We start from the raw sequence: 17,978 nt of genomic DNA, 5'->3' as shown, positions 1-17,978 counted from the left end.
CTTCGTTTCACACTTCCGCGGGGGCCCCGCATGATCCGCTTCCTGTCTCCGTGGTGGCTGCTCGCCATCGTCCCGGTGCTGGCCCTGGCCGGGGTGTACGTGTGGGTGCAGCTGCACCGCCGCTCGTTCGCGATGCGCTTCTCCAACCTGGAACTGTTGCAGCGGCTGACCCCGCGCGGGATCGGCTGGCGCCGGCACGCCTCGGCGGGTGCGCTGGTGCTGTCGCTGTTGGCGTTGGCGCTGGGGATGGCCCGGCCGGCGGTGGACGTGCAGCAGCCGATGGAGCGGGCCACCGTCATCCTCGCCATCGACGTGTCGCTGTCGATGGAGGCGACCGACGTCGCCCCGAACCGGCTGCGCGCGGCGCAGTCCGCGGCTAAGGACTTCGTCAAGCAGTTGCCGCGCAACTTCAACGTCGGCGTGGTCTCGTTCGCGAAGGCGGCGAACGTGGTGGCCTCCCCGACCAAGGACCGCGACCAGGTGTACTCGGCGATCAACGGGTTGCGGCTGGCCGAGTCGACCGCCACCGGCGAGGCGGTGTTCACGTCGCTGCAGGCGATCGCCACGGTCCCGGCGGACGGCGCGTCCGGTGCGCCGCCGGCCCGGATCGTGTTGCTGTCGGACGGCTTCCGCACCTACGGCCGCACCATCGAGGACGCCGGCAAGGCGTCGTCGGCGGCGAACGTGCCGGTGTCCACGATCGCGTTCGGCACCGACCACGGGCACGTGTCGATCGGTGGCCAGACCACCCCGGTACCGGTGGACAAGCAGTCGCTGCACAAGCTCGCCGACATGACCAAGGGCCACTACTACGCGGCGGCGAGCGCCACCGAGCTCAGACAGGTGTACCAGGACATGGGTTCGTCGATCGGTCATCGCACGATGGCGAAGGAGATCGCCCAGTGGTACATCGGGTTCGGGCTGTTGTTCGGGCTGGCGGCGGCGGCGATGAGCCTGCTCTGGTCGTCCCGGATGCCGTGACGGCGGCCGACCTCGCCCGGCCGGTCGGCGCGGCCCGACGGTAGTCTCTGGGGCCGTGGCGGCCGCTCGCGGCCGGCGAGACGGCAGTCGCCGGCCGTTCCCGGCCGGCGAGGATCGCAACAGGGAGTGCAGATGCCTCGTACCGTCCTGGTGACCGGTGGCAATCGCGGGATCGGCCTGGCCATCGCGCAGCGGTTCGCGAAGCAGGGCGACCGGGTCGCGGTCACCCACCGCGGCAGCGACGTCCCGGCCGGGTTGTACGGGGTGCGCTGCGACATCACCGATCCGGCGCAGGTGGACGCCGCGTTCGACCAGATCGAGGCGGAGCTGGGCCCGGTCGAGGTGCTGGTGGCCAACGCCGGCATCACCGCCGACACGCTGCTGCTGCGGATGAGCGAGGAGCAGTTCTCCTCGGTGCTGGAGACCAACCTGGCCGGCTCGTGGCGGTGCGCGAAGCGGGCCGCGAAGAAGATGCTGCGGGCCCGCTGGGGCCGGATGATCTTCATCTCGTCGGTGGCCGGGCTGTCCGGCAACCCGGGCCAGACCAACTACGCGGCGAGCAAGGCGGGCCTCGTCGGGCTGGCCCGGTCGATCACCCGGGAGCTGGGCTCGCGCAACATCACCGCGAACGTGGTCGCGCCCGGGATGATCGAGACCGACATGACCGCCGAGCTGCCGCAGGCGCGCCGCGACCAGCTCCTCGGCGAGATCCCGGGCGGCCGGTTCGCGCAGGTCGACGAGGTCGCCGCGGCGGTCGGGTTCCTCGCCTCCGACGAGGCGGGCTACATCACCGGCGCGGTGCTGCCGGTCGACGGCGGCCTCGGCATGGGCCACTGACCACCCGAGCGGTGCGGGCGTGGATGACCGGAGCGGCACGGCGATCATCCACGCGGTACGGGCGCGGATCGTTGGAGCGGGCACGGCCACGGATCAGCCGGCGGCACGGCCGAGTACACGAGCTAGGAGACGAGCGAGCGTGAGTGGACTTCTCGACGGCAAGCGGCTGCTGATCACCGGCGTGCTGACCGACCAGTCGATCGCGTTCTCCGCGGCGAAGCTGGCCCAGGAGCAGGGCGCGCAGGTCGTGCTCACCGGGTTCGGGCGGATGTCGCTGGTGGAGCGGATCGCGAAGCGGCTGCCGGAGCCGGTGGGCGAGATCATCGAGCTGGACGTGACCAGCGCCGAGCAGCTGGCCGGCCTGGCCGACCGGGTGCGCGAGCAGGTCGACGGGCTGGACGGGGTGGTGCACTCGATCGGGTTCGCGCCGCAGTCGGTGCTGGGCGGCGAGTTCCTCAACGCCGAGTGGGACGACGTCGCCACCGCGGTGCAGGTCTCCACGTACTCGTACAAGGCGCTCGCGATGGCATGCCTGCCGCTGCTGGGTCGCGGCTCCTCGATCGTCGGCCTGACCTTCGACGCCACCCTGGCCTGGCCGGTGTACGACTGGATGGGCGTGGCGAAGGCGGGTCTGGAGTCGGCCAGCCGCTACCTGGCGCTGCACCTGGGCAAGCAGGGCATCCGGTCCAACCTGGTGTCGGCCGGCCCGCTGCGCACCATGGCGGCGAAGTCGATCCCGGGCTTCGAGCAGTTCGAGGACAAGTGGGTCGAGCGGGCCCCGCTGGGGTGGGACCTGACCGACACCGAGGCGGCCGGCCGGGCGGTCTGCGCCCTGCTGTCCGACTGGTTCCCCGCCACCACCGGTACGGTCATCCACGTCGACGGCGGCTTCCATGCGGTGGGCGCCTGAGCCCGCCATCTACCGGTGGTAGAAGATAGAGGCGTGTACGACGCGTTCCTGTTGCTGTCGTTCGGCGGCCCGGAGGGCCCCGACGACGTCATGCCGTTCCTGCGCAACGTGACCGCCGGCCGTGGCGTCCCGGACGCCCGGCTGGCCGAGGTCGCCGAGCACTACCAGCACTTCGGCGGCGTGTCGCCGATCAACCAGCAGTGCCGTGAGCTGCTCGACGCGGTCCGGGTCGAGTTCGGTGCGCACGGCATCGACCTGCCGATCTACTGGGGCAACCGGAACTGGGATCCGTACCTCGCGGACACCCTGGCCCGGATGCGCGACGACGGCGTGCGGCACGCCCTGGCGTTCGCCACCAGCGCGTTCGGCTCGTACTCGTCGTGCCGGCAGTACCTGGAGGACATCGTGGCGGCCCGGGCCAAGGTCGGCCCGGGCGCCCCGGCGGTCGACAAGCTGCGCCAGTTCTACGACCATCCCGGGTTCGTCGAGCCGCACGCCGACGCGCTGCGGTCGGCGCTGGACACGTTGCCGGCGGGGGAGACCCGGGTGGTGTTCACCGCCCACTCGGTGCCGCTGGCGATGAACCGCACGGCGGGCCCGACCGGCGACCGCTACACCGACCAGCTCACCGAACTGGCCGAGCTGGTCGCCGACCGGGCCGGCGTCGAGGGCGGGCACGACCTGGTCTGGCAGTCGCGGTCCGGCCCGCCGCAGGTGCCGTGGCTTTCGCCGGACATCAACGACCACCTGGAGTCGCTCGCCGCGCGGGGCGTGGCGAACGTCGCGGTCAGTCCGATCGGGTTCGTCTCCGACCACATGGAGGTCCGCTGGGATCTCGACAACGAGGCGGCGGAGACGGCGAAGCGGCTCGGGCTGGGTTACGCCCGCGCCGCCACGCCCGGTACCGATCCGCGCTTCGTGGCGATGGTCCGGGAGCTGGTCACCGAGCGGCTCGACCCGGCGACCCCGCGCCGTCGGCTCGGCACCCTGCCCGTCTGGGACACCTGCGCGGACGGCTGCTGCGCCCTCCCGCCCCGCCGCTGACCCCACCGGTACCGGCGCGCCCGTCGTCGCCGACGGCGAGGCGCGCGTTGCTCAGACACGGGCGAGTGCGCCGGCCCGTTCCTCGACGCTGGCGCGGTCGGTGTGCATCCGCCACAGCGTGTCGGCAAGGTCGGCCGGGTCGAGCACCTCGGCCGGCGGCTCGGACCGGGCCGCGTCGAGCATCCGTTCCGGGTCGCTGCCGGCGACCAGCGCGCCGATGGTGAGCACGCCGGCGTAGACACCACGCTCGGCGAGCGCGCCGTGCAGCGTGTGCACGTAGTTGCGCAGCCCGGCCATCGCGATTCCGACGTTGGCGAGCATCGGTATCGGGGTGGTCGCGGACGCGCCGAGGCTGACCAGGATCGCGCCGTCGCCGCGCGCGAGCATCGGCGGCAGGAACCGCCGTACCAGCGTGACCGGGTTGTACACCAGCGCATCGAGCTGAGCGCGCAGGTTGTCGGGGTCCACGTCCAGCGGTGCGGCGATGCGGTCGGCGGCCGGCTGCCCGTTGAGGTACAGCACGTCGAGCGGGCCGTGCGCCGCCTCGACGGCGGTCGCGACCCGCTCCACCGCGCCCGGTTCGGCGAGGTCCGCCGGGTACCCGACGGCGGTGACGCCGTCCGCCGCCAGCTCGGCGACGAACCGGTCGAGCCGCTCGCCGTTGCGGGCCACGAGCGCGAGCCGGTATCCCTGCCGGCCGAACCGGCGGGCCGCCGCCAGCCCGAGGCCCGGCCCGGTGTTGATGATCGCCATCGATCGTGTCATCGTCGCTCCCAATAAGTTGAGTGTTGTCTCAAGTTAGGCACGGTAGCACCAACCTGAGGTTCGCCTCAACATCGCTTACGCTGGTGCCATGACCGAGGAGCGACCACTGCGGGCCGACGCCCGCCGGAACCGGGAACGTCTCGTCGAGGCGGCCCGGACGGTGTTCGCCGCCCGCGGGCTCGACGCCCCGCTGGAGGACATCGCCCGGCAGGCCGGCGTCAGCATCGGCACCCTGTACAACCGGTTCCCCACCCGGGACGCGCTGATCGACGCCGCCTGCGCCGACCAGGTCGCCGCGACCGCGGCGATCGCCGCGCAGGCACTGTCGTACGACGACGCGTGGGAGGGGTTCGTCCACTTCGTCACCCGGATCTGCGACCTGCAGGCGGCCGACCGCGGGTACCGGGACCTGACCGGCCGGACCGTCCGGCACTCCGCGCAGACCCGGGCCGCGCTGCGGGACGGGTACCGGCAGATGCTGCGCATCGTGCGCCGGGCGCAGCGGGCCGGCGCGCTGCGCGCCGACGTGACGCTGGCCGACCTGGCGTTCGTGTTCTGGGGGCACGCCGCGACGGTCGCCGCCACCACCGGCATCGGCACGCACGCCCGGCACCGGCACCTCGCGCTGATGCTCGACGGGCTACGCGCCGAGGGTGCACACCCGCTGCCGGCGCCGCCGCTCTCGCCCGCCGAGGTCGACCGGGCACTGGGCGGCTGCGACTGACCCGTCCCGGCGCTGGTACCGCGGAATGTCGGTGCGGGCGGCTACCGTCGGCATCCCGAGGGCGATCCGATCGGGAGGGGGCCGCCGTGGACGTCGCTGCGCGGTTCGAGGAACTGGTGGGGGAGCTGCTCGGCAGCCCCGGCGTCACCCCGCCGTCCGGCAGCGGGTTCGGCTCGTCCGCGATGCGGGTGGACAACCGGATCTTCGCCATGCTGGTGCGCGGCCGGCTGGTGCTGAAGCTGCCGCGGTCCCGGGTCGACGCGCTGGTCGACGACGGCGAAGGCGTCCGGTTCGACGCCAACAAGGGCACCCCGATGAAGGAGTGGTTCAGCCTGGACCCGACCTCCGGGCTGGCCTGGCTGCCGCTCGCCCGGGAGGCGCTCGCGTTCGTCGGCCACCGCTGAACTGGAGCACCGGCGCCGCCGACGCGGAGCCCGGGCGGCGCTGACGCGGAGCACGGGTGCCGCTGACGTGGAGCAGGCGCGCCGCCGACGTGGAGCGCGGCCGCCGCTGACGTGGCGTGCGGGCGCCGTGGGATCGGTGCGGCGCGGTCGGGTGCCCGGGGGTCGGCGGGACGGTGGTGCGCGCCCGACGACGACCGGTCAGTGCAGGGGCGAGTTGCAGGCGGCGACGAGGGCGCGGCGGCAGGCGGTGGCGAGCGGGCGCAGCGCCGCGGCCCGCTGGTTCGCCTCGTACGCGTTGATCGCGCCGCCGGGCTCGTCGTGCTCGGCGAGCGCCAGCACCCGGTCGAGCATGCCGGCCCGGGCGTAGAGCCGGCGGCTGCGCGGGTCGTACCCGGCGGGCAGGTCGGCGCTGCCCCCGCCCCGGCGCAGCGCGGTCAACGCCGGGGCGAGCGACGGCCGCCAGCGGGCCACGTCCAGCTCGGCGAGCGCCTGGGTGGACGCGGCCAGCGCCAGCCCCAGCTCGGCCTCCGCCTCGGATGGGGTCACCAGCTCCGCCGGCACCCCGCCGGAGGCGATCTCGTACCCGCGCCAGGTGATCGCGAGCCACGTGTCGCCGGACCCGGACGTGTACTCCCGCGGCTCCGGCACCAGGCCGACGTCGCCGGCGACGATGCCCTCGCCGGCGAGCAGTGCGGCGGAGGTGAACGGGCCGGGGCCGGGCAGCCCGCGCGGGTCGCCGGGCGCCGGCAGGACCAGCCGGATCCGCTCGGGTGGCAGCTTCGCCAGGCCGGTCAACGCCTCCCGCAGGGTCTGGTCCCGCACGCTGCCCGGCATGTCCAGCACCGCGTGGTCGGTGCCGTCCTCCAGCGCCACGGCGGCGTCGTCGAACGGCACCAGCCCGGCCCGCCAGGAGCGGATCCACGGGGTGAGCCGCACGGTGGGCCGCACACTGGTCGCCACGGACTGGACCGGATCAGCGGACATGGCTCCCAGGGTAACGACCTGCCGCGCGACAGCGGCCCGGGAGCCTGGTGCGCACCACGTCGTGGGGGTGGCGCCCGGCGACTGCCGCCCACGTACCCGGCGTGCCGGCGTGACCGGATCCGCGTCCGCCGGCTACGGTCGCGACGTGCGCAGTCCGTTTCGCCGCCGGGACGACCGGCCCGCCGACCGTTACGGCACCGACGTGCTCGCCGGCGACCGCAACCGGCGCCCGAAGGTGCCGGTGGTCGACGCCGAGCCGGGGCTGGTCGTGGAGGACGCCGACGGCGGGTTCTGCGGCGCCGTGGTCGGGTTCGAGGCCGACGCCGTGGTGCTGGCCGACCGGCACGACAAACGGCGGCTGTTTCCGCTGGTACCAGGCGGATTCCTGGTCGACGGCCGGGTGGTGACGTTGCGCCGGCCGGCACGTCCGGCGACGCCCGCGGTGCGTCGGCTCACCGCCTCCGGTTCGATCGCGGTACCGGACTCACCGGCGAAGGTGGCCCGGGCCAGCCGGATCTGGGTGGAGGGCATCCACGACGCGGCGCTGGTGGAGCGGATCTGGGGCGACGACCTGCGGGTCGAGGGTGTCGTGGTGGAGCCGCTGTCCGGGGTGGACGACCTGGTCGGCGCGGTGGCGCAGTTCGAGCCGGGCCCCGAACGGCGGCTCGGGGTGCTGGTCGACCACCTGGTCGCCGGCAGCAAGGAGAGCCGGATCGTCGCCCAGGTGACCTCCCCGTACGTGCTGGTCACCGGCCACCCGTACGTCGACGTCTGGCAGGCGGTGAAGCCGGCGAAGATCGGCATCCGGGCCTGGCCCGAGGTACCGAAGGGGCAGCCGTGGAAGGAGGGCGTCTGCGCCGCGCTGGGGGTCAGCGACCCGGGCGCGCTGTGGCGCCGGATCCTCGGCTCGGTGCGCGACTACCGGGACGTGGAGGCGCCGCTGCTGGGCGCCGTCGAGCACCTGATCGACTTCGTCACCGCCCCGGCGGACTGACCCGCGCGGTCAGGCCAGCCGGGTCGCGCCGAGGTAGCCGAAGTCGAAGTACGCCGGGACCACCTGCACCGGGATGCCGAAGTCCGCGGCCTGCACGATCTGCCCGTTGCCGATGTACATGGTGACGTGGTGGATCCCGGACACCCGCCCGTTGTACGAGTAGAACAGCAGGTCGCCGGGTTGCAGCGCGTTCGACGACACGTGCCGGCCCTGCAGGTACTGGTACTCCGCCGAGTGCGGCAGCTCGATCCCGATCTGCTGGTAGGCGTAGAGCGCGAGCCCCGAGCAGTCGAACCCGACCGACGGGTCGGCCGCGTCCCACACGTACGGCTTGCCCTGCTGGGCGAGCGCGGCACGGACCGCCACCATGGCGCCGCCGCCGGTGGAGGCGGAGACCTCGGTCGCGGTGTCGGCCGAGCGCCGCTGCGCCGCGGCCTGCCGCTCCTCCCGCGCCGCCGCGGCCGCCCGCACCGACTTGTTGTGCGCCTCGATCGTGTCCAGCTGGCCCTGCACCTTGTCGCGCTGCGCGGTCAGCGTCGCGACCCGCTTGTGCCGCTGGTCGACGGCCTGCTGCGCGGCGGCCTTGGCGCTCGCGGCCTTCTTGCGCGCGGTGTTCGCCGCCTTCAGCGCGGAGCGGGCGGTCCCCTCGGCGAGCACCGCGAGCCCCTTGGACTGCCGGTACCGGGTGAGCGTGGCCGCCTGCCGGTTGCCGACGTAGCGCAGGTAGCCCAGGTTGGTGATCAGGTCGGACGGCTTGCCCGCCAGCACGCTCGCGGTGGTGCCCAGCACCCCACCGAGTTCGTAGTTGCGCCGCACCATCAGGCCGACCCGGTCCTGCTGCCGGTCGACCGCCTGGCCGGCCGACTTCGTCCTGCGGCGCGCGGCGGCCAGCGCGTCGGCCGCTTTGCGCTGCCGCACCGCGGCCCGCTCGTACTTCTCGATCGCCACCGACGCGCGCACCGACGCCTGGCGCAGGTCGGCGTCGGCCTTGGCCAGCTGCGCGCTGAGCTGCCCGACGCGGGCCGCCACGCTGTCGGTCGACCGGACGCCGTTCGGCGCGGCCGCAGCCGAGGTGGCCGGCACCAGCGCGAGCAGGACGGCCAGCACGGTCGGGGCGGCGAGCAGCGCGGACCAGGGCAGGCGGGCGGCTTCCGGCCAGCGGCACCGGACACGCCGCGAAGCCGGCTGAAGGGGTGAAGCGGGCTGCACTGCGGACACCTCCCAGGCGAGCACGTGGCACCAGTCAAGGGTGATGTCGACCGACGCACCCACGGACCGGGCGAGGTTAACTCGATCGGGTGTCGAGACCGCGCCCGGTCAGGGCCGGTCCGTCCGCAGTGTCCGGTACCGGTTTGCACGGCAAGGTCGCGCTTGGTGCGAGTTGCCCGCCGCGGTCACTCCGCCGGCAGCACCTCCCGGCGGAACACGAACGTGGCGATGTCCAGAGCCTCGACCGCACCGTCCGGAGTGCGCCGGACGGTCATGGTCTCGCCGGTGTTCATCCCGGTGTGGCAGCGCCAGACGTCCGGCGCCTCCCGGGTGAAGCGCCACGGCGTACCGCCGGGCAGCGTCACCGACCGCAGCACCAGGGCGTCGTCGGCCCAGCTCGCCTCGTACTCCCGGCCCATCCACCACCAGCGGCCGGTGAGCGGCGCGGCCTCGGCCGGCGGCACCTCGCCCGGCCGCCAGCCGGCGACCGGTTCCGGTTCGGCGTCGAGCACCGTGGTCAGCAGGTTGATGCCGAACCCGCCGATGCCGCCACCGAGCATCGTGTACGCGTTCGCGAACGCCACCACGGCGGTGCGGCTGCGCCGGTGCGCGACCAGGACCGCGAGGTAGCCGGGCATCGAGCCGGTGTGGCCGAGGTAGACCCGCTCGCCGCGGCGCCACAGCTCCACGCCGAGTCCGTGGCCGGCGGTCCACGACTCCAGGTCGCTGATGGCGACCGGCACGGTCATCTCGGCGCCGGTCGGCGCGGCCAGGATCGTGCCGTCGCCGGCCGTCGCCGGATCGGCCAGGAACGCCGCCCAGCGGGCCAGGTCGGTCACCGTGCTCCACAGCTGGCCGGCCGGCGCCATTGCACCGGCGTCGTGCCGCGGCTCCTCGCGCAGCGTGCCGTCCCACGGATGCACCACGTACCCGCGGGCGAACGGCTCGGTCGCCTGGTAGCTGGTGCGCGTCATGCCCAGCGGTGCGAGCAGCTGCTCCCGCACCAGCTGCCACCACGGCTTCCCGGTGGCGCGCGTGAGCAGCGCGCCGAGCAGCCCGAACGCGAGGTTCGAGTAGTGGTAGCCGGCGAACGGCGGCCGGGCCAGCTTGTCCGGGCCCAGGCCGGCCAGCAGCGCGTCCACGTCACCGCCGGCGGAGCGTTCCCACCACTCGCCGTCCGGCTCGCGCTGCAGCCCGGACACGTGCCCGAGCAGCTGGCGCACGGTGAGCGCGCCCGCCGGCGTACCGGGCAGGTGTCGCTTCAACGGGTCGTCGAGCGCGAGCCCGCCGGCGTCGCGCAGCCGCAGCACCAGCGTCGCGGTCAGCGTCTTGGAGATCGACCCGATCCGGTACTGGGTGTCCGCGGTGGCCGTGGGCGTCTCGCCCGCGGTGGCCACGTGCACCAGCGCGCCGTCGCGGACCACGCCGGCGATCAGCGACGGCACCCGGCCGGCGGCCTGCGCCGCGGCGACGGCGGCGTCGACCTGCGCGACGGTACCGGGGCGGATGTTCGGGTCGACAGCCACGCAATCCTCCTGTATGGGGCATGATCAACGGCGGGCGGGCGGACGTTATCACGGTCGAGAACGGCACGATCGGCCAACGGTTACCGGTTCGCGCCGGGGCGGAGGTGTCATCGGGTGCGTCGCCATGTCACGATCGACTTGTGGCGGCGATCATATGGTTGGCACTCGGTGTGGTCTTGGCCGTCGCCGAGGCCTTTTCTCTGAGCTTCGTGGCGATCATGGTGGCCGCGGGGGCCTTCGCGGCGGCCGCGGCGGCCGCACTCGGTGCGCCGGTGTGGCTGCAGGGCATCGTGTTCGCTCTGGTCACGGCGGCGACCCTGGCGGCGGTGCGACCCATGATCGTGCGCTACCAGCGCTCCTCCGCGGAGCGTTCCGACCACGAGCCGATGGGGGTGGCGGCGCTGGAGGGCGCCGATGCGATGGTGCTCGAGAGCGTCGACGAGCACCACGGCCTGGTCCGGATCCAGGGCGAGGAGTGGACCGCCCGGTCGTTCGACGCGACACAGACATTCGAACCCGGTGAGCGGGTGCAGATCATCAAGATCAAGGGCGCCACCGCCCTGGTGTGGAGGATGCCGTAATGGACGCGGTGCTCGGCGTCATCGTCGCCATCATCGTGCTGATAGTGCTGATCGTGCTGATCCGCTCGGTGCGGATCGTGCCGCAGCAACAGGCATACATCGTGGAACGGCTCGGTAAGTACCTGAAGACGTTGGGGCCGGGCCTGAACCTGCTCGCGCCGTTCGTCGACCGGGTGCGTACCAAGGTCGATCTGCGCGAGCAGGTGGTGAGCTTCCCGCCGCAGCCGGTGATCACCTCCGACAACCTGGTCGTGTCGATCGACACGGTGCTCTACTTCCAGATCACCGACCCGGCGCGTGCCACCTACGAGATCGCGAACTTCCTGCAGGGCATCGAGCAGCTGACCGTCACCACGCTGCGTAACGTGATCGGCTCGATGGACCTGGAGCGCACCCTGACCAGCCGGGACGACATCAACCGGCAGCTGCGCGGCGTGCTCGACGAGGCCACCGGCAAGTGGGGCATCCGGGTCAACCGGGTCGAGATCAAGGCGATCGAGCCGCCGCCGAGCATCCGTGACTCGATGGAGAAGCAGATGCGCGCCGAGCGGGACCGCCGGGCGGCGATCCTGACGGCCGAGGGGCACAAGCAGTCGCAGATCCTGACCGCCGAGGGCGAGAAGCAGTCGGCGATCCTGCGGGCCCAGGGTGACCGGGAGTCGCGGGTGCTGCAGGCCGAGGGCCAGGCGAAGGCGATCCGTCAGGTCGCCGACGCGATCCACCGAGCCAACCCGGACCAGAAGCTGCTCGCCTACCAGTACCTGCAGACGCTGCCGCAGATCGCGGCTGGCCAGTCGAACAAGATCTGGGTGATCCCGGCCGAGCTGACCAAGGCGCTGGAGGGGTTCGGTGGCGCGTTCGGCAAGATGATGGGCGGCGGCGACGGCATCGAGTCCAGCGCGGAGTACGTGCCGGACGACGAGGTCGCCGGCTTCGCGCCCGAGGCCGAGGCGGAGGCGGAGAAGGCGGCGAAGGCCGCCGCGGACGCCGCGACCGAGGCGTCGGCCGAGGTCAGCGGGCCCGACCAGGGGGTCAAGAGCGAGCAGCCGGCGCTGCCGGCCGCACCCGTGCCGGCGTCCGAGCTGACCGACCCGGCGCCGGCGAGCCAGCCGGCACCGGCGCCGGCCACCCCGCAGGCGCCGCCGGCCCCGCCGGCACAGGCGGCTCCGCCGGCCCCGCCGACTCCGTCCGCACAGGCGGCTCCGCCGGCCCCGTCCGCGCAGCCGGTGACCGGGCAGACCCCGCCGCCCGCGGGCGGCGTGTACCGCTCGGCCGGCCAGCCGCCCACGGACGGCCGGTAACGCCCTCGTCGGTGCGCCGGACGCGGTGCGGTTGAATCGTCGCGTGGTACACGCGCAACCGCCCGCTCCGGCGCCCGGCGACAGCGTCGTCGGCGACGCCGCCGACGCCCGACTCGACGACTACCGCGAACTGACCGACGTCGCGCTGCGCACCCGGTACGAGCAGCCGCACGGCCTGTTCATCGCCGAAGGTGAACTGGTGCTGCGGCGGGCGCTGCGGGCCGGTTACCGACCCCGGTCGATCCTGGTCGACACCAAGCGGTACGGGCAGGTCGCCGACCTCGCCGCCACCCTCGACGCGCCGGTGTACACCGCGGGGCAGGACGTGCTCGAAGCGGTCACCGGCTTCCACGTGCACCGGGGCGTGCTCGCCTCGTTCCACCGCCGGCCGCTGCCGCCGGTCGGGCAGGTACTCGCCGGCGCGCGCCGGGTGCTGATTCTCGAGGACGTCAACAACCACACCAACGTCGGTGCGGTCTTCCGCGGCGCCGCCGGTCTCGGCCTGGACGCCGTACTGCTCTCGCCGTCCTGCGCCGACCCGCTCTACCGGCGCAGCGTGCGGGTGAGCATGGGCGAGGTGTTCGCCATCCCGTACGCGCGGCTGACGCCCTGGCCCGCCGGCCTCGCCGCGGTCCGGGCGGCCGGGTTCACCGTGCTCGCCCTGACCCCCGCGCCGGACGCGGTCCGGCTACAGGACCTGACCGCGGCGCAGCGCCGGCGACCGGCCCTGCTGTTCGGTGCCGAGGGCCCGGGGCTGTCCGGCGCCGCGCTGTCGGCCAGCGACGTGCGGGTGCGCATCCCGATGCGCGGTGGGGTCGATTCGCTCAACGTGGCCGCGTCGGCCGCGGTCGCCTGCTGGGAGCTGTGCCGCACCGACTGACCGGCGCCGGGACCCGCCCACGTTGCCTCGTGTCGGTCCGACCACTGCGGCCGCCGCATATGTACGTTCAGGCCGGATCGTGCACGTCGCGCGCAGTCCTTGCCAACGTCTGATCGAAAAGCGTTACGTTCGAGCACTTGACTTCATGAGATCGTAGATAAGAATCGTCACAGTCCCGGCTCGGCGAACTGCTGGACATCGTTTCGCGGTTCGCTCACCCCCGTCGGGCGTGAACCGATGACGGCCGTCGGTGGGAGGTGCTGGGTGACGGTTGACGGCGCGGCCGCTGCGGCGGCGACCCGGTCCGTTCCGGACCGGTGGATCGCCACGTGGCTCCGGCCCGCTCGGTGCACCGAGCGCCCGGTGACGGCCGGGCGGCGAAACGGTGCGCGGTCGGTGCGCGTTCGTCGGCGACTGCCGATCACCTCTGCGCAGGACACCGTTCGGGCACAGTCGCGGCAGCCGAACGGCCATCGTTTCGCCGATCTTCCCGATCGTGTGCCGCACAAAGGCATGCTGGCCGAAACTCCCGGGCCGGCACTGTCGCTCCGCGGTGCGGGCGAAGCGATCTCGTCGAGCACCGCGGCGTTGCCTGGGCGGTCGATTGTTGCCGAAGTGGTACAACGGCTGCTCGATGCCGGGGAGCAACCCCCGGTGTACCTTTCCGCCAATATCCCCGGTGGGGACCAGCACAACCGAATCCTTGAACAGCGGTACGCCGGCAGGATCCGGCATGCCGCCTGAGCCAGCGAAGGCGAGGACCACCATGAGTCCCGTTTCCGACGGAAGGTCGCCTCAGACCATGGACGAGAACACCAAGCCGGTCAGTCGCCGGCGGCTGCTGCAGGGTTCGCTGGCCGTGGCCGCTGCCGCGCCGCTCGGCGCGGCACTGGCCGGCTGCGCCGGGGGCAGTGGCGGCGGAGACAAGGCCAAGACCGGCAAGAAGACGTCGACCAACCCGTTCGGCGTGGCCAAGGGTTCGGCGATCGACGCGGTCATCTTCAACGGCGGCTACGGCTACGACTACGTGACCTTCGCGGCGAAGATCGCCGACAAGAAGCAGGGTACGAAGTCGGCCGTGAAACCGTCGACGAAGATCGCCCAGCAGCTGCAGCCGCGCTTCGCCGGCGGCAACCCGCCGGACCTGATCGACAACTCCGGCGCCAACGCGATCGGTTTCAGCACGGTCCTGAAGAGCCTGTCGGAGCTCGACGACGTCTTCGAGGCGAACAACTACGAGGGCACCAAGATCGCCGACACCGTGTACCCGCACGTGAAGGACCCGGGTACGTTCAGCGGCAAGTTCGTCGCGATGAACTACGCGATGACCGTGTACGGCATCTGGTACTCCGGTTCGCTGTTCGACGCGAACGGCTGGACCCCGCCGAAGACCTGGGACGAGGCGATCGACCTGGGCGCCAAGGCGAAGAAGAAGGGCAAGTACCTCTTCGTCTGGGGCAAGGAGGCCGCGACCTACTACCAGACCCTCGCGATCGACTCCGCCATCAAGGAGGGCGGCCCGGACGTCCGCCTGGCGCTGGAGAACCTGAAGCCGAAGTGCTGGTCGGACAAGAACATCCAGTCGGTGTTCAAGAAGCTGGAGACCTGCGTCAAGCAGGGCTACTTCGTCCCGGGCGGTGCCGGCACCCAGTTCACCAAGGCGCAGGCCAAGTGGAGCAACGACCAGCAGGCGGTCCTCTACCCGTCCGGTGGCTGGATCGAGAACGAGATGAAGAAGGCCACCAAGGCCGGCTTCCAGATGAAGGGCATCCCGGAGTTCACGCTCACGAGCAGCTCGCAGATGCCGTACGAGACGATCCGCAGCGCCGCGGGTGAGCCGTACATCGTGCCGAGCACCGGCAAGAACCCGGCCGGCGGCAAGGAGCTCATGCGGGCGATGCTGTCGAAGGACGCCGCGACCAACTTCAGCAAGACGCGGCTCGCCCCGACCATCGTCAAGGGCCTGGTGCCGGCGGACGGGTTCGGCTCGACCGCGCTGCAGTCGCAGACCCAGATGCTGGACAAGGCCGGGACGAACGTCTTCAACTACCAGTTCATCGACTTCTACGGCACCAACCCCGACATGCTCGTGCCGTGGAACTCGTTCCTGTCCGGCAAGATCGACACCGCCGGGCTGACCAGCGCGCTGCAGAAGATCACCGACAAGGTCGCCAACGACAGCTCGATCAAGAAGAACAAGGTCACTTCGTGAGTTCAACCGTTTCGACCACCTCGGCCGGCCGGCCTGCCCGGCCGGCCGGCCGAGGGCGCCGGAGGCGACTCACCTTCGACCGGGTGAGCTTCTTCGCGGTGTTCCTCGGCGTGCCGCTGGTCATCTTCCTGGTGTTCGTCGTCTCCCCGTTCGTGCAGGCGATCTACTACTCGCTGACCGACTGGGGCGGCTTCAGCGCGACGATGAACTTCATCGGGATCGACAACTACGTGAAGTTGTTCCAGGACGACACGTTCCTGCGGTCGATGCGCAACAGCATCATCCTCGGGTTGGTCGTGCCCTTCGTGACGATCGTGCTCGCCCTCGCGCTGGCCACGGTGGTCACGGTCGGCGGCAGCGGCACCGGCGCGGTGCGCGGGCTGACGAAGTCCAACCTGTACCGCGTGGTGTCGTTCTTCCCGTACGCGGTTCCCGCCATCGTCATCGGCATCATCTGGGCGCAGATCTACGACCCCACCACCGGCATCCTGAACGCCGTCCTGACCCACCTCGGGTTCGACGACGCGAAGAACTACGCCTGGCTCGGCGACTCGCGCACCGCGATGGCCGCCTCGATCTTCGTGATCGTGTGGAGCTTCGTCGGGTTCTACATGGTGCTGTTCATCGCCGGTATCCGTGGCGTCGACCCGGAGATCTTCGAGTCCGCCCGGCTCGACGGTGCCAGCCGGGTGCGCACCGCGGTGTCGATCGTCATCCCGCTGATCCGGGACAACATCCAGACCGCCTACATCTACGTCGGGATCGCGGCGCTCGACTCGTTCGTCTACATGGCGGCGTTGAACCCCGATGGCGGCCCCCAGAACTCCACTCTGGTGATGTCCCAGGACCTGTACACGACGGCCTTCACCAAGGGCCAGTTCGGGTACGCCACGTCGATGGGCGTCATGCTCGCCGTCGTGACGCTGGCGTTCGCGGCGCTGGTGTTCATCGTCAACGCCGTGACCGGCGGCCGGGAGAAGGGGAGTCGGCGATGACCCAGACCGCCGTCACCGAGCCCACCGACACGCCGCGGTCGGCCGGGCAACCACGCCGTCGCAGCAACGATCGTTCGGTCGGCTTCGACGTGGTCGCGCACATCGTGCTGATCCTCTGGTCGCTGCTGGTCGTGCTGCCGCTGTTGTGGGTGTTCGTCTCCTCGTTCAAGACGACGAAGGAGGCGCTGGGCAACCCGCTCACCTGGCCGCACAGCTTCCACTGGCAGAACTACGCGACCGCCTGGAACGAGTCCGGGGTCGGCCCGGCGTTCATCAACACCGTCATCGTGGTCGGCTGCTCGCTGGCCATCGTGATGGTGCTGGGCGCGATGTGCTCGTACGTGCTGGCCCGGTTCAAGTTCTTCGGCAACCGGGTCATCTACTACCTGATGCTCGTCGGGCTGACCTTTCCGCCGTTCCTGGCGATCGTGCCGCTGTTCTCGATCCTGAAGAACCTCAGCCTGTTGAACACGTTGGGCGGACTGATCGTCACGTACGTGGCGTTCGCGCTGCCGTTCACGGTGTTCTTCCTGCACGCGTTCTTCCGACGGCTGCCGTTCGACGTGTACGAGGCGGCGCAGGTCGACGGCGCGGGCGAGTGGCGCACGTTCTTCCAGGTGATGCTGCCGATGGCCCGGCCGGGCATGGCCTCGGTCGCGATCTTCAACTTCCTCGGTCTGTGGAACCAGTTCCTGCTGCCGACGGTGTTGAAGCCGGACGACTCGGTGCTGACCCAGGCGATGTCGCAGTTCCAGTCGCAGGCCGGGTACGCGGTCGACTTCGGCGCGCTGTTCGCCGCCGTGGTGATCACCGTGGCTCCGGTGCTGGTGGTGTACATCATCTTCCAGCGGCAGCTGCGCGGCTCGGTCGTCGCCGGGGCGGTGAAGTAGCCGGCGGGGTTCGCCCCGCGCGGAGTGGATGAGACACGAGGTGGTCCCGCCGGATGCCGTGCCGGCACCCTCAGCGGGATCGTCGAAGTGACTGTAGGTCGCAGTGAGTATGGGGCCCGGGCAGCGATGCTCGGGCCTCATGCTTTTCGCTTGCGTGTGCCCGGGGTGCATTCGCTGCTTGCCGGAGGGGGAAGGCGGTGAGCTCTGATTCTCGTTGCGGTCCGAGGATCGATGCTCAGACAGGGCCGCCAATCGGATGGCGGCCCGAGGATGCCGGTAAACAGAAACGGGTCACCTCGGCCGCTTCTGTGGAACTATCTATAGAGCCTCTTGTGCGGTCTTGACAGTGACCTGTGACGTCGGTAGACAGATTGCGTCCTGGCCAAAGAAGTGGAGGAAACATGACCACGAGATTCGGCAGTATCTCGATCGAGAGACACGCGGCGGACGAGTTTGCGCCGAGTGCCGGCAGCTCCTCTGGATGCCTGGGTTGCGGAGCGTGCACGTCGTGCGCGGGCGGCGATTGCATGATGTGCGCGTCCCGGCCGGAATGGCAGAACGTCAACACCGAGTACTTCGACCAGCTGGAAGAGGTCGAGCTCGAGGTGGCAAAGGCGGTCTGACGCCGCGGTCACCCTGGACGCAGCGACGCCGATGAATCCATCGCCGGGCACGAATCGGCGGGTCGGATGTGGCTGGTGCAGATGACGGACAATGCTCTTGTGGGTGCTGGCAAAGCAC

General features: G+C 71.5%; 18 protein-coding genes and 1 pseudogene. 15 read left to right on the top strand and 4 right to left on the bottom strand.

All coding sequences use genetic code 11. The features are described 5' to 3' along the window. Positions 1-30: 30 nt before the first annotated feature. The 4 genes from NUM_RS08540 (at position 31) to NUM_RS08525 (ending at position 3,772) form a co-directional block, all read left to right on the top strand. Positions 31-981 (top strand): VWA domain-containing protein, encoded by a 951-nt coding sequence (locus NUM_RS08540; protein ID WP_207124247.1) that lies wholly within the window; start codon positions 31-33, stop codon positions 979-981. A 132-nt stretch (positions 982-1,113) separates the two neighbouring features. Further along, positions 1,114-1,818 (top strand): beta-ketoacyl-ACP reductase, encoded by a 705-nt coding sequence (fabG, locus tag NUM_RS08535; protein ID WP_207124246.1) that lies wholly within the window; start codon positions 1,114-1,116, stop codon positions 1,816-1,818. Positions 1,819-1,957: 139 nt separating this feature from the next. Next, on the top strand, positions 1,958-2,728 hold the full coding sequence (gene fabI, locus NUM_RS08530) for an enoyl-ACP reductase FabI (RefSeq protein WP_207124245.1): 771 nt from the start codon (positions 1,958-1,960) through the stop codon (positions 2,726-2,728). Between the two features lie 90 nt (positions 2,729-2,818). Continuing rightward, entirely contained in the window at positions 2,819-3,772 is a 954-nt protein-coding gene (locus NUM_RS08525) for a ferrochelatase (protein WP_370466942.1), read from the top strand. A gap of 51 nt (positions 3,773-3,823) precedes the next feature. On the opposite strand, the gene NUM_RS08520 is transcribed toward NUM_RS08525, so the two are convergent. Continuing rightward, entirely contained in the window at positions 3,824-4,537 is a 714-nt protein-coding gene (locus NUM_RS08520; RefSeq protein WP_207124243.1) for an SDR family NAD(P)-dependent oxidoreductase, read from the bottom strand. Positions 4,538-4,625: 88 nt separating this feature from the next. Here NUM_RS08520 and NUM_RS08515 point away from each other — a divergent pair, with 88 nt between their 5' ends. After that, positions 4,626-5,261 carry a TetR/AcrR family transcriptional regulator gene (locus NUM_RS08515; protein ID WP_207124242.1) on the top strand — a complete coding sequence of 212 codons (636 nt, stop codon included), beginning with the start codon at positions 4,626-4,628 and terminating at the stop codon, positions 5,259-5,261. Positions 5,262-5,347: 86 nt separating this feature from the next. Beyond that, a complete protein-coding gene (locus tag NUM_RS08510) occupies positions 5,348-5,665 on the top strand; it encodes a hypothetical protein (RefSeq protein ID WP_207124241.1) in 318 nt (105 codons plus the stop codon). A gap of 198 nt (positions 5,666-5,863) precedes the next feature. Here NUM_RS08510 and NUM_RS08505 read toward each other — a convergent pair whose 3' ends face one another. Beyond that, positions 5,864-6,649, bottom strand: coding sequence for a hypothetical protein (locus NUM_RS08505; RefSeq protein WP_225918421.1), 786 nt, complete (start codon positions 6,647-6,649; stop codon positions 5,864-5,866). Positions 6,650-6,794: 145 nt separating this feature from the next. Between NUM_RS08505 and NUM_RS08500 the strand changes: the two genes are divergently transcribed. Continuing rightward, entirely contained in the window at positions 6,795-7,643 is an 849-nt protein-coding gene (locus NUM_RS08500) for a DUF3097 domain-containing protein (RefSeq protein WP_225918420.1), read from the top strand. 9 nt (positions 7,644-7,652) lie between these two features. Here the strand turns inward: NUM_RS08500 and NUM_RS08495 are convergent, their stop codons facing one another. Both NUM_RS08495 and NUM_RS08490 read right to left on the bottom strand, forming a co-directional pair. After that, positions 7,653-8,915, bottom strand: coding sequence for a C40 family peptidase (locus NUM_RS08495; RefSeq protein WP_207124239.1), 1,263 nt, complete (start codon positions 8,913-8,915; stop codon positions 7,653-7,655). Positions 8,916-9,037: 122 nt separating this feature from the next. Further along, positions 9,038-10,378, bottom strand: coding sequence for a serine hydrolase domain-containing protein (locus NUM_RS08490; protein ID WP_207124238.1), 1,341 nt, complete (start codon positions 10,376-10,378; stop codon positions 9,038-9,040). Between the two features lie 140 nt (positions 10,379-10,518). Here NUM_RS08490 and NUM_RS08485 point away from each other — a divergent pair, with 140 nt between their 5' ends. The 8 genes and pseudogenes from NUM_RS08485 to NUM_RS08450 all read left to right on the top strand — a co-directional run bounded on the left by NUM_RS08485 (position 10,519) and on the right by NUM_RS08450 (position 17,860). Beyond that, a complete protein-coding gene (locus NUM_RS08485) occupies positions 10,519-10,959 on the top strand; it encodes an NfeD family protein (RefSeq protein ID WP_207124268.1) in 441 nt (146 codons plus the stop codon). Beyond that, positions 10,959-12,038: pseudogene (locus NUM_RS08480) on the top strand (SPFH domain-containing protein); the annotation flags it as partial. The gene NUM_RS08485 and the pseudogene NUM_RS08480, both read left to right, overlap by 1 nt. Before the next feature lie 247 nt (positions 12,039-12,285). Next, positions 12,286-13,140 carry a TrmH family RNA methyltransferase gene (locus NUM_RS08475; RefSeq protein WP_207124237.1) on the top strand — a complete coding sequence of 285 codons (855 nt, stop codon included), beginning with the start codon at positions 12,286-12,288 and terminating at the stop codon, positions 13,138-13,140. Between the two features lie 396 nt (positions 13,141-13,536). After that, positions 13,537-13,884, top strand: coding sequence for a phosphoheptose isomerase family protein (locus NUM_RS08470; protein WP_207124236.1), 348 nt, complete (start codon positions 13,537-13,539; stop codon positions 13,882-13,884). 58 nt (positions 13,885-13,942) lie between these two features. Then, positions 13,943-15,352: an N-acetylglucosamine/diacetylchitobiose ABC transporter substrate-binding protein gene (ngcE, locus tag NUM_RS08465; protein WP_207124235.1), complete on the top strand. Its 1,410-nt coding sequence runs from the start codon at positions 13,943-13,945 to the stop codon at positions 15,350-15,352. Further along, positions 15,349-16,347 carry a carbohydrate ABC transporter permease gene (locus tag NUM_RS08460; protein WP_207124234.1) on the top strand — a complete coding sequence of 333 codons (999 nt, stop codon included), beginning with the start codon at positions 15,349-15,351 and terminating at the stop codon, positions 16,345-16,347. Before ngcE ends, NUM_RS08460 begins: the two co-directional genes overlap by 4 nt. After that, positions 16,344-17,237, top strand: a complete 894-nt coding sequence (locus tag NUM_RS08455) for a carbohydrate ABC transporter permease (protein WP_207124233.1) — start codon at positions 16,344-16,346, stop codon at positions 17,235-17,237. The genes NUM_RS08460 and NUM_RS08455 overlap by 4 nt, the downstream gene beginning before the upstream one ends. A 401-nt stretch (positions 17,238-17,638) precedes the next feature. Next, complete coding sequence (locus NUM_RS08450; RefSeq protein WP_207124232.1) at positions 17,639-17,860, top strand: hypothetical protein; 222 nt, start codon at positions 17,639-17,641, stop codon at positions 17,858-17,860. Positions 17,861-17,978 lie beyond the last annotated feature (118 nt).

This window comes from Actinocatenispora comari (assembly GCF_017312725.1).
GTDB classification, from domain to species: Bacteria; Actinomycetota; Actinomycetes; order Mycobacteriales; family Micromonosporaceae; genus Actinocatenispora; species Actinocatenispora comari.
Note: the sequence above shows the minus strand (reverse complement) of the source record. Positions and strands in the feature narration are given on the sequence as shown.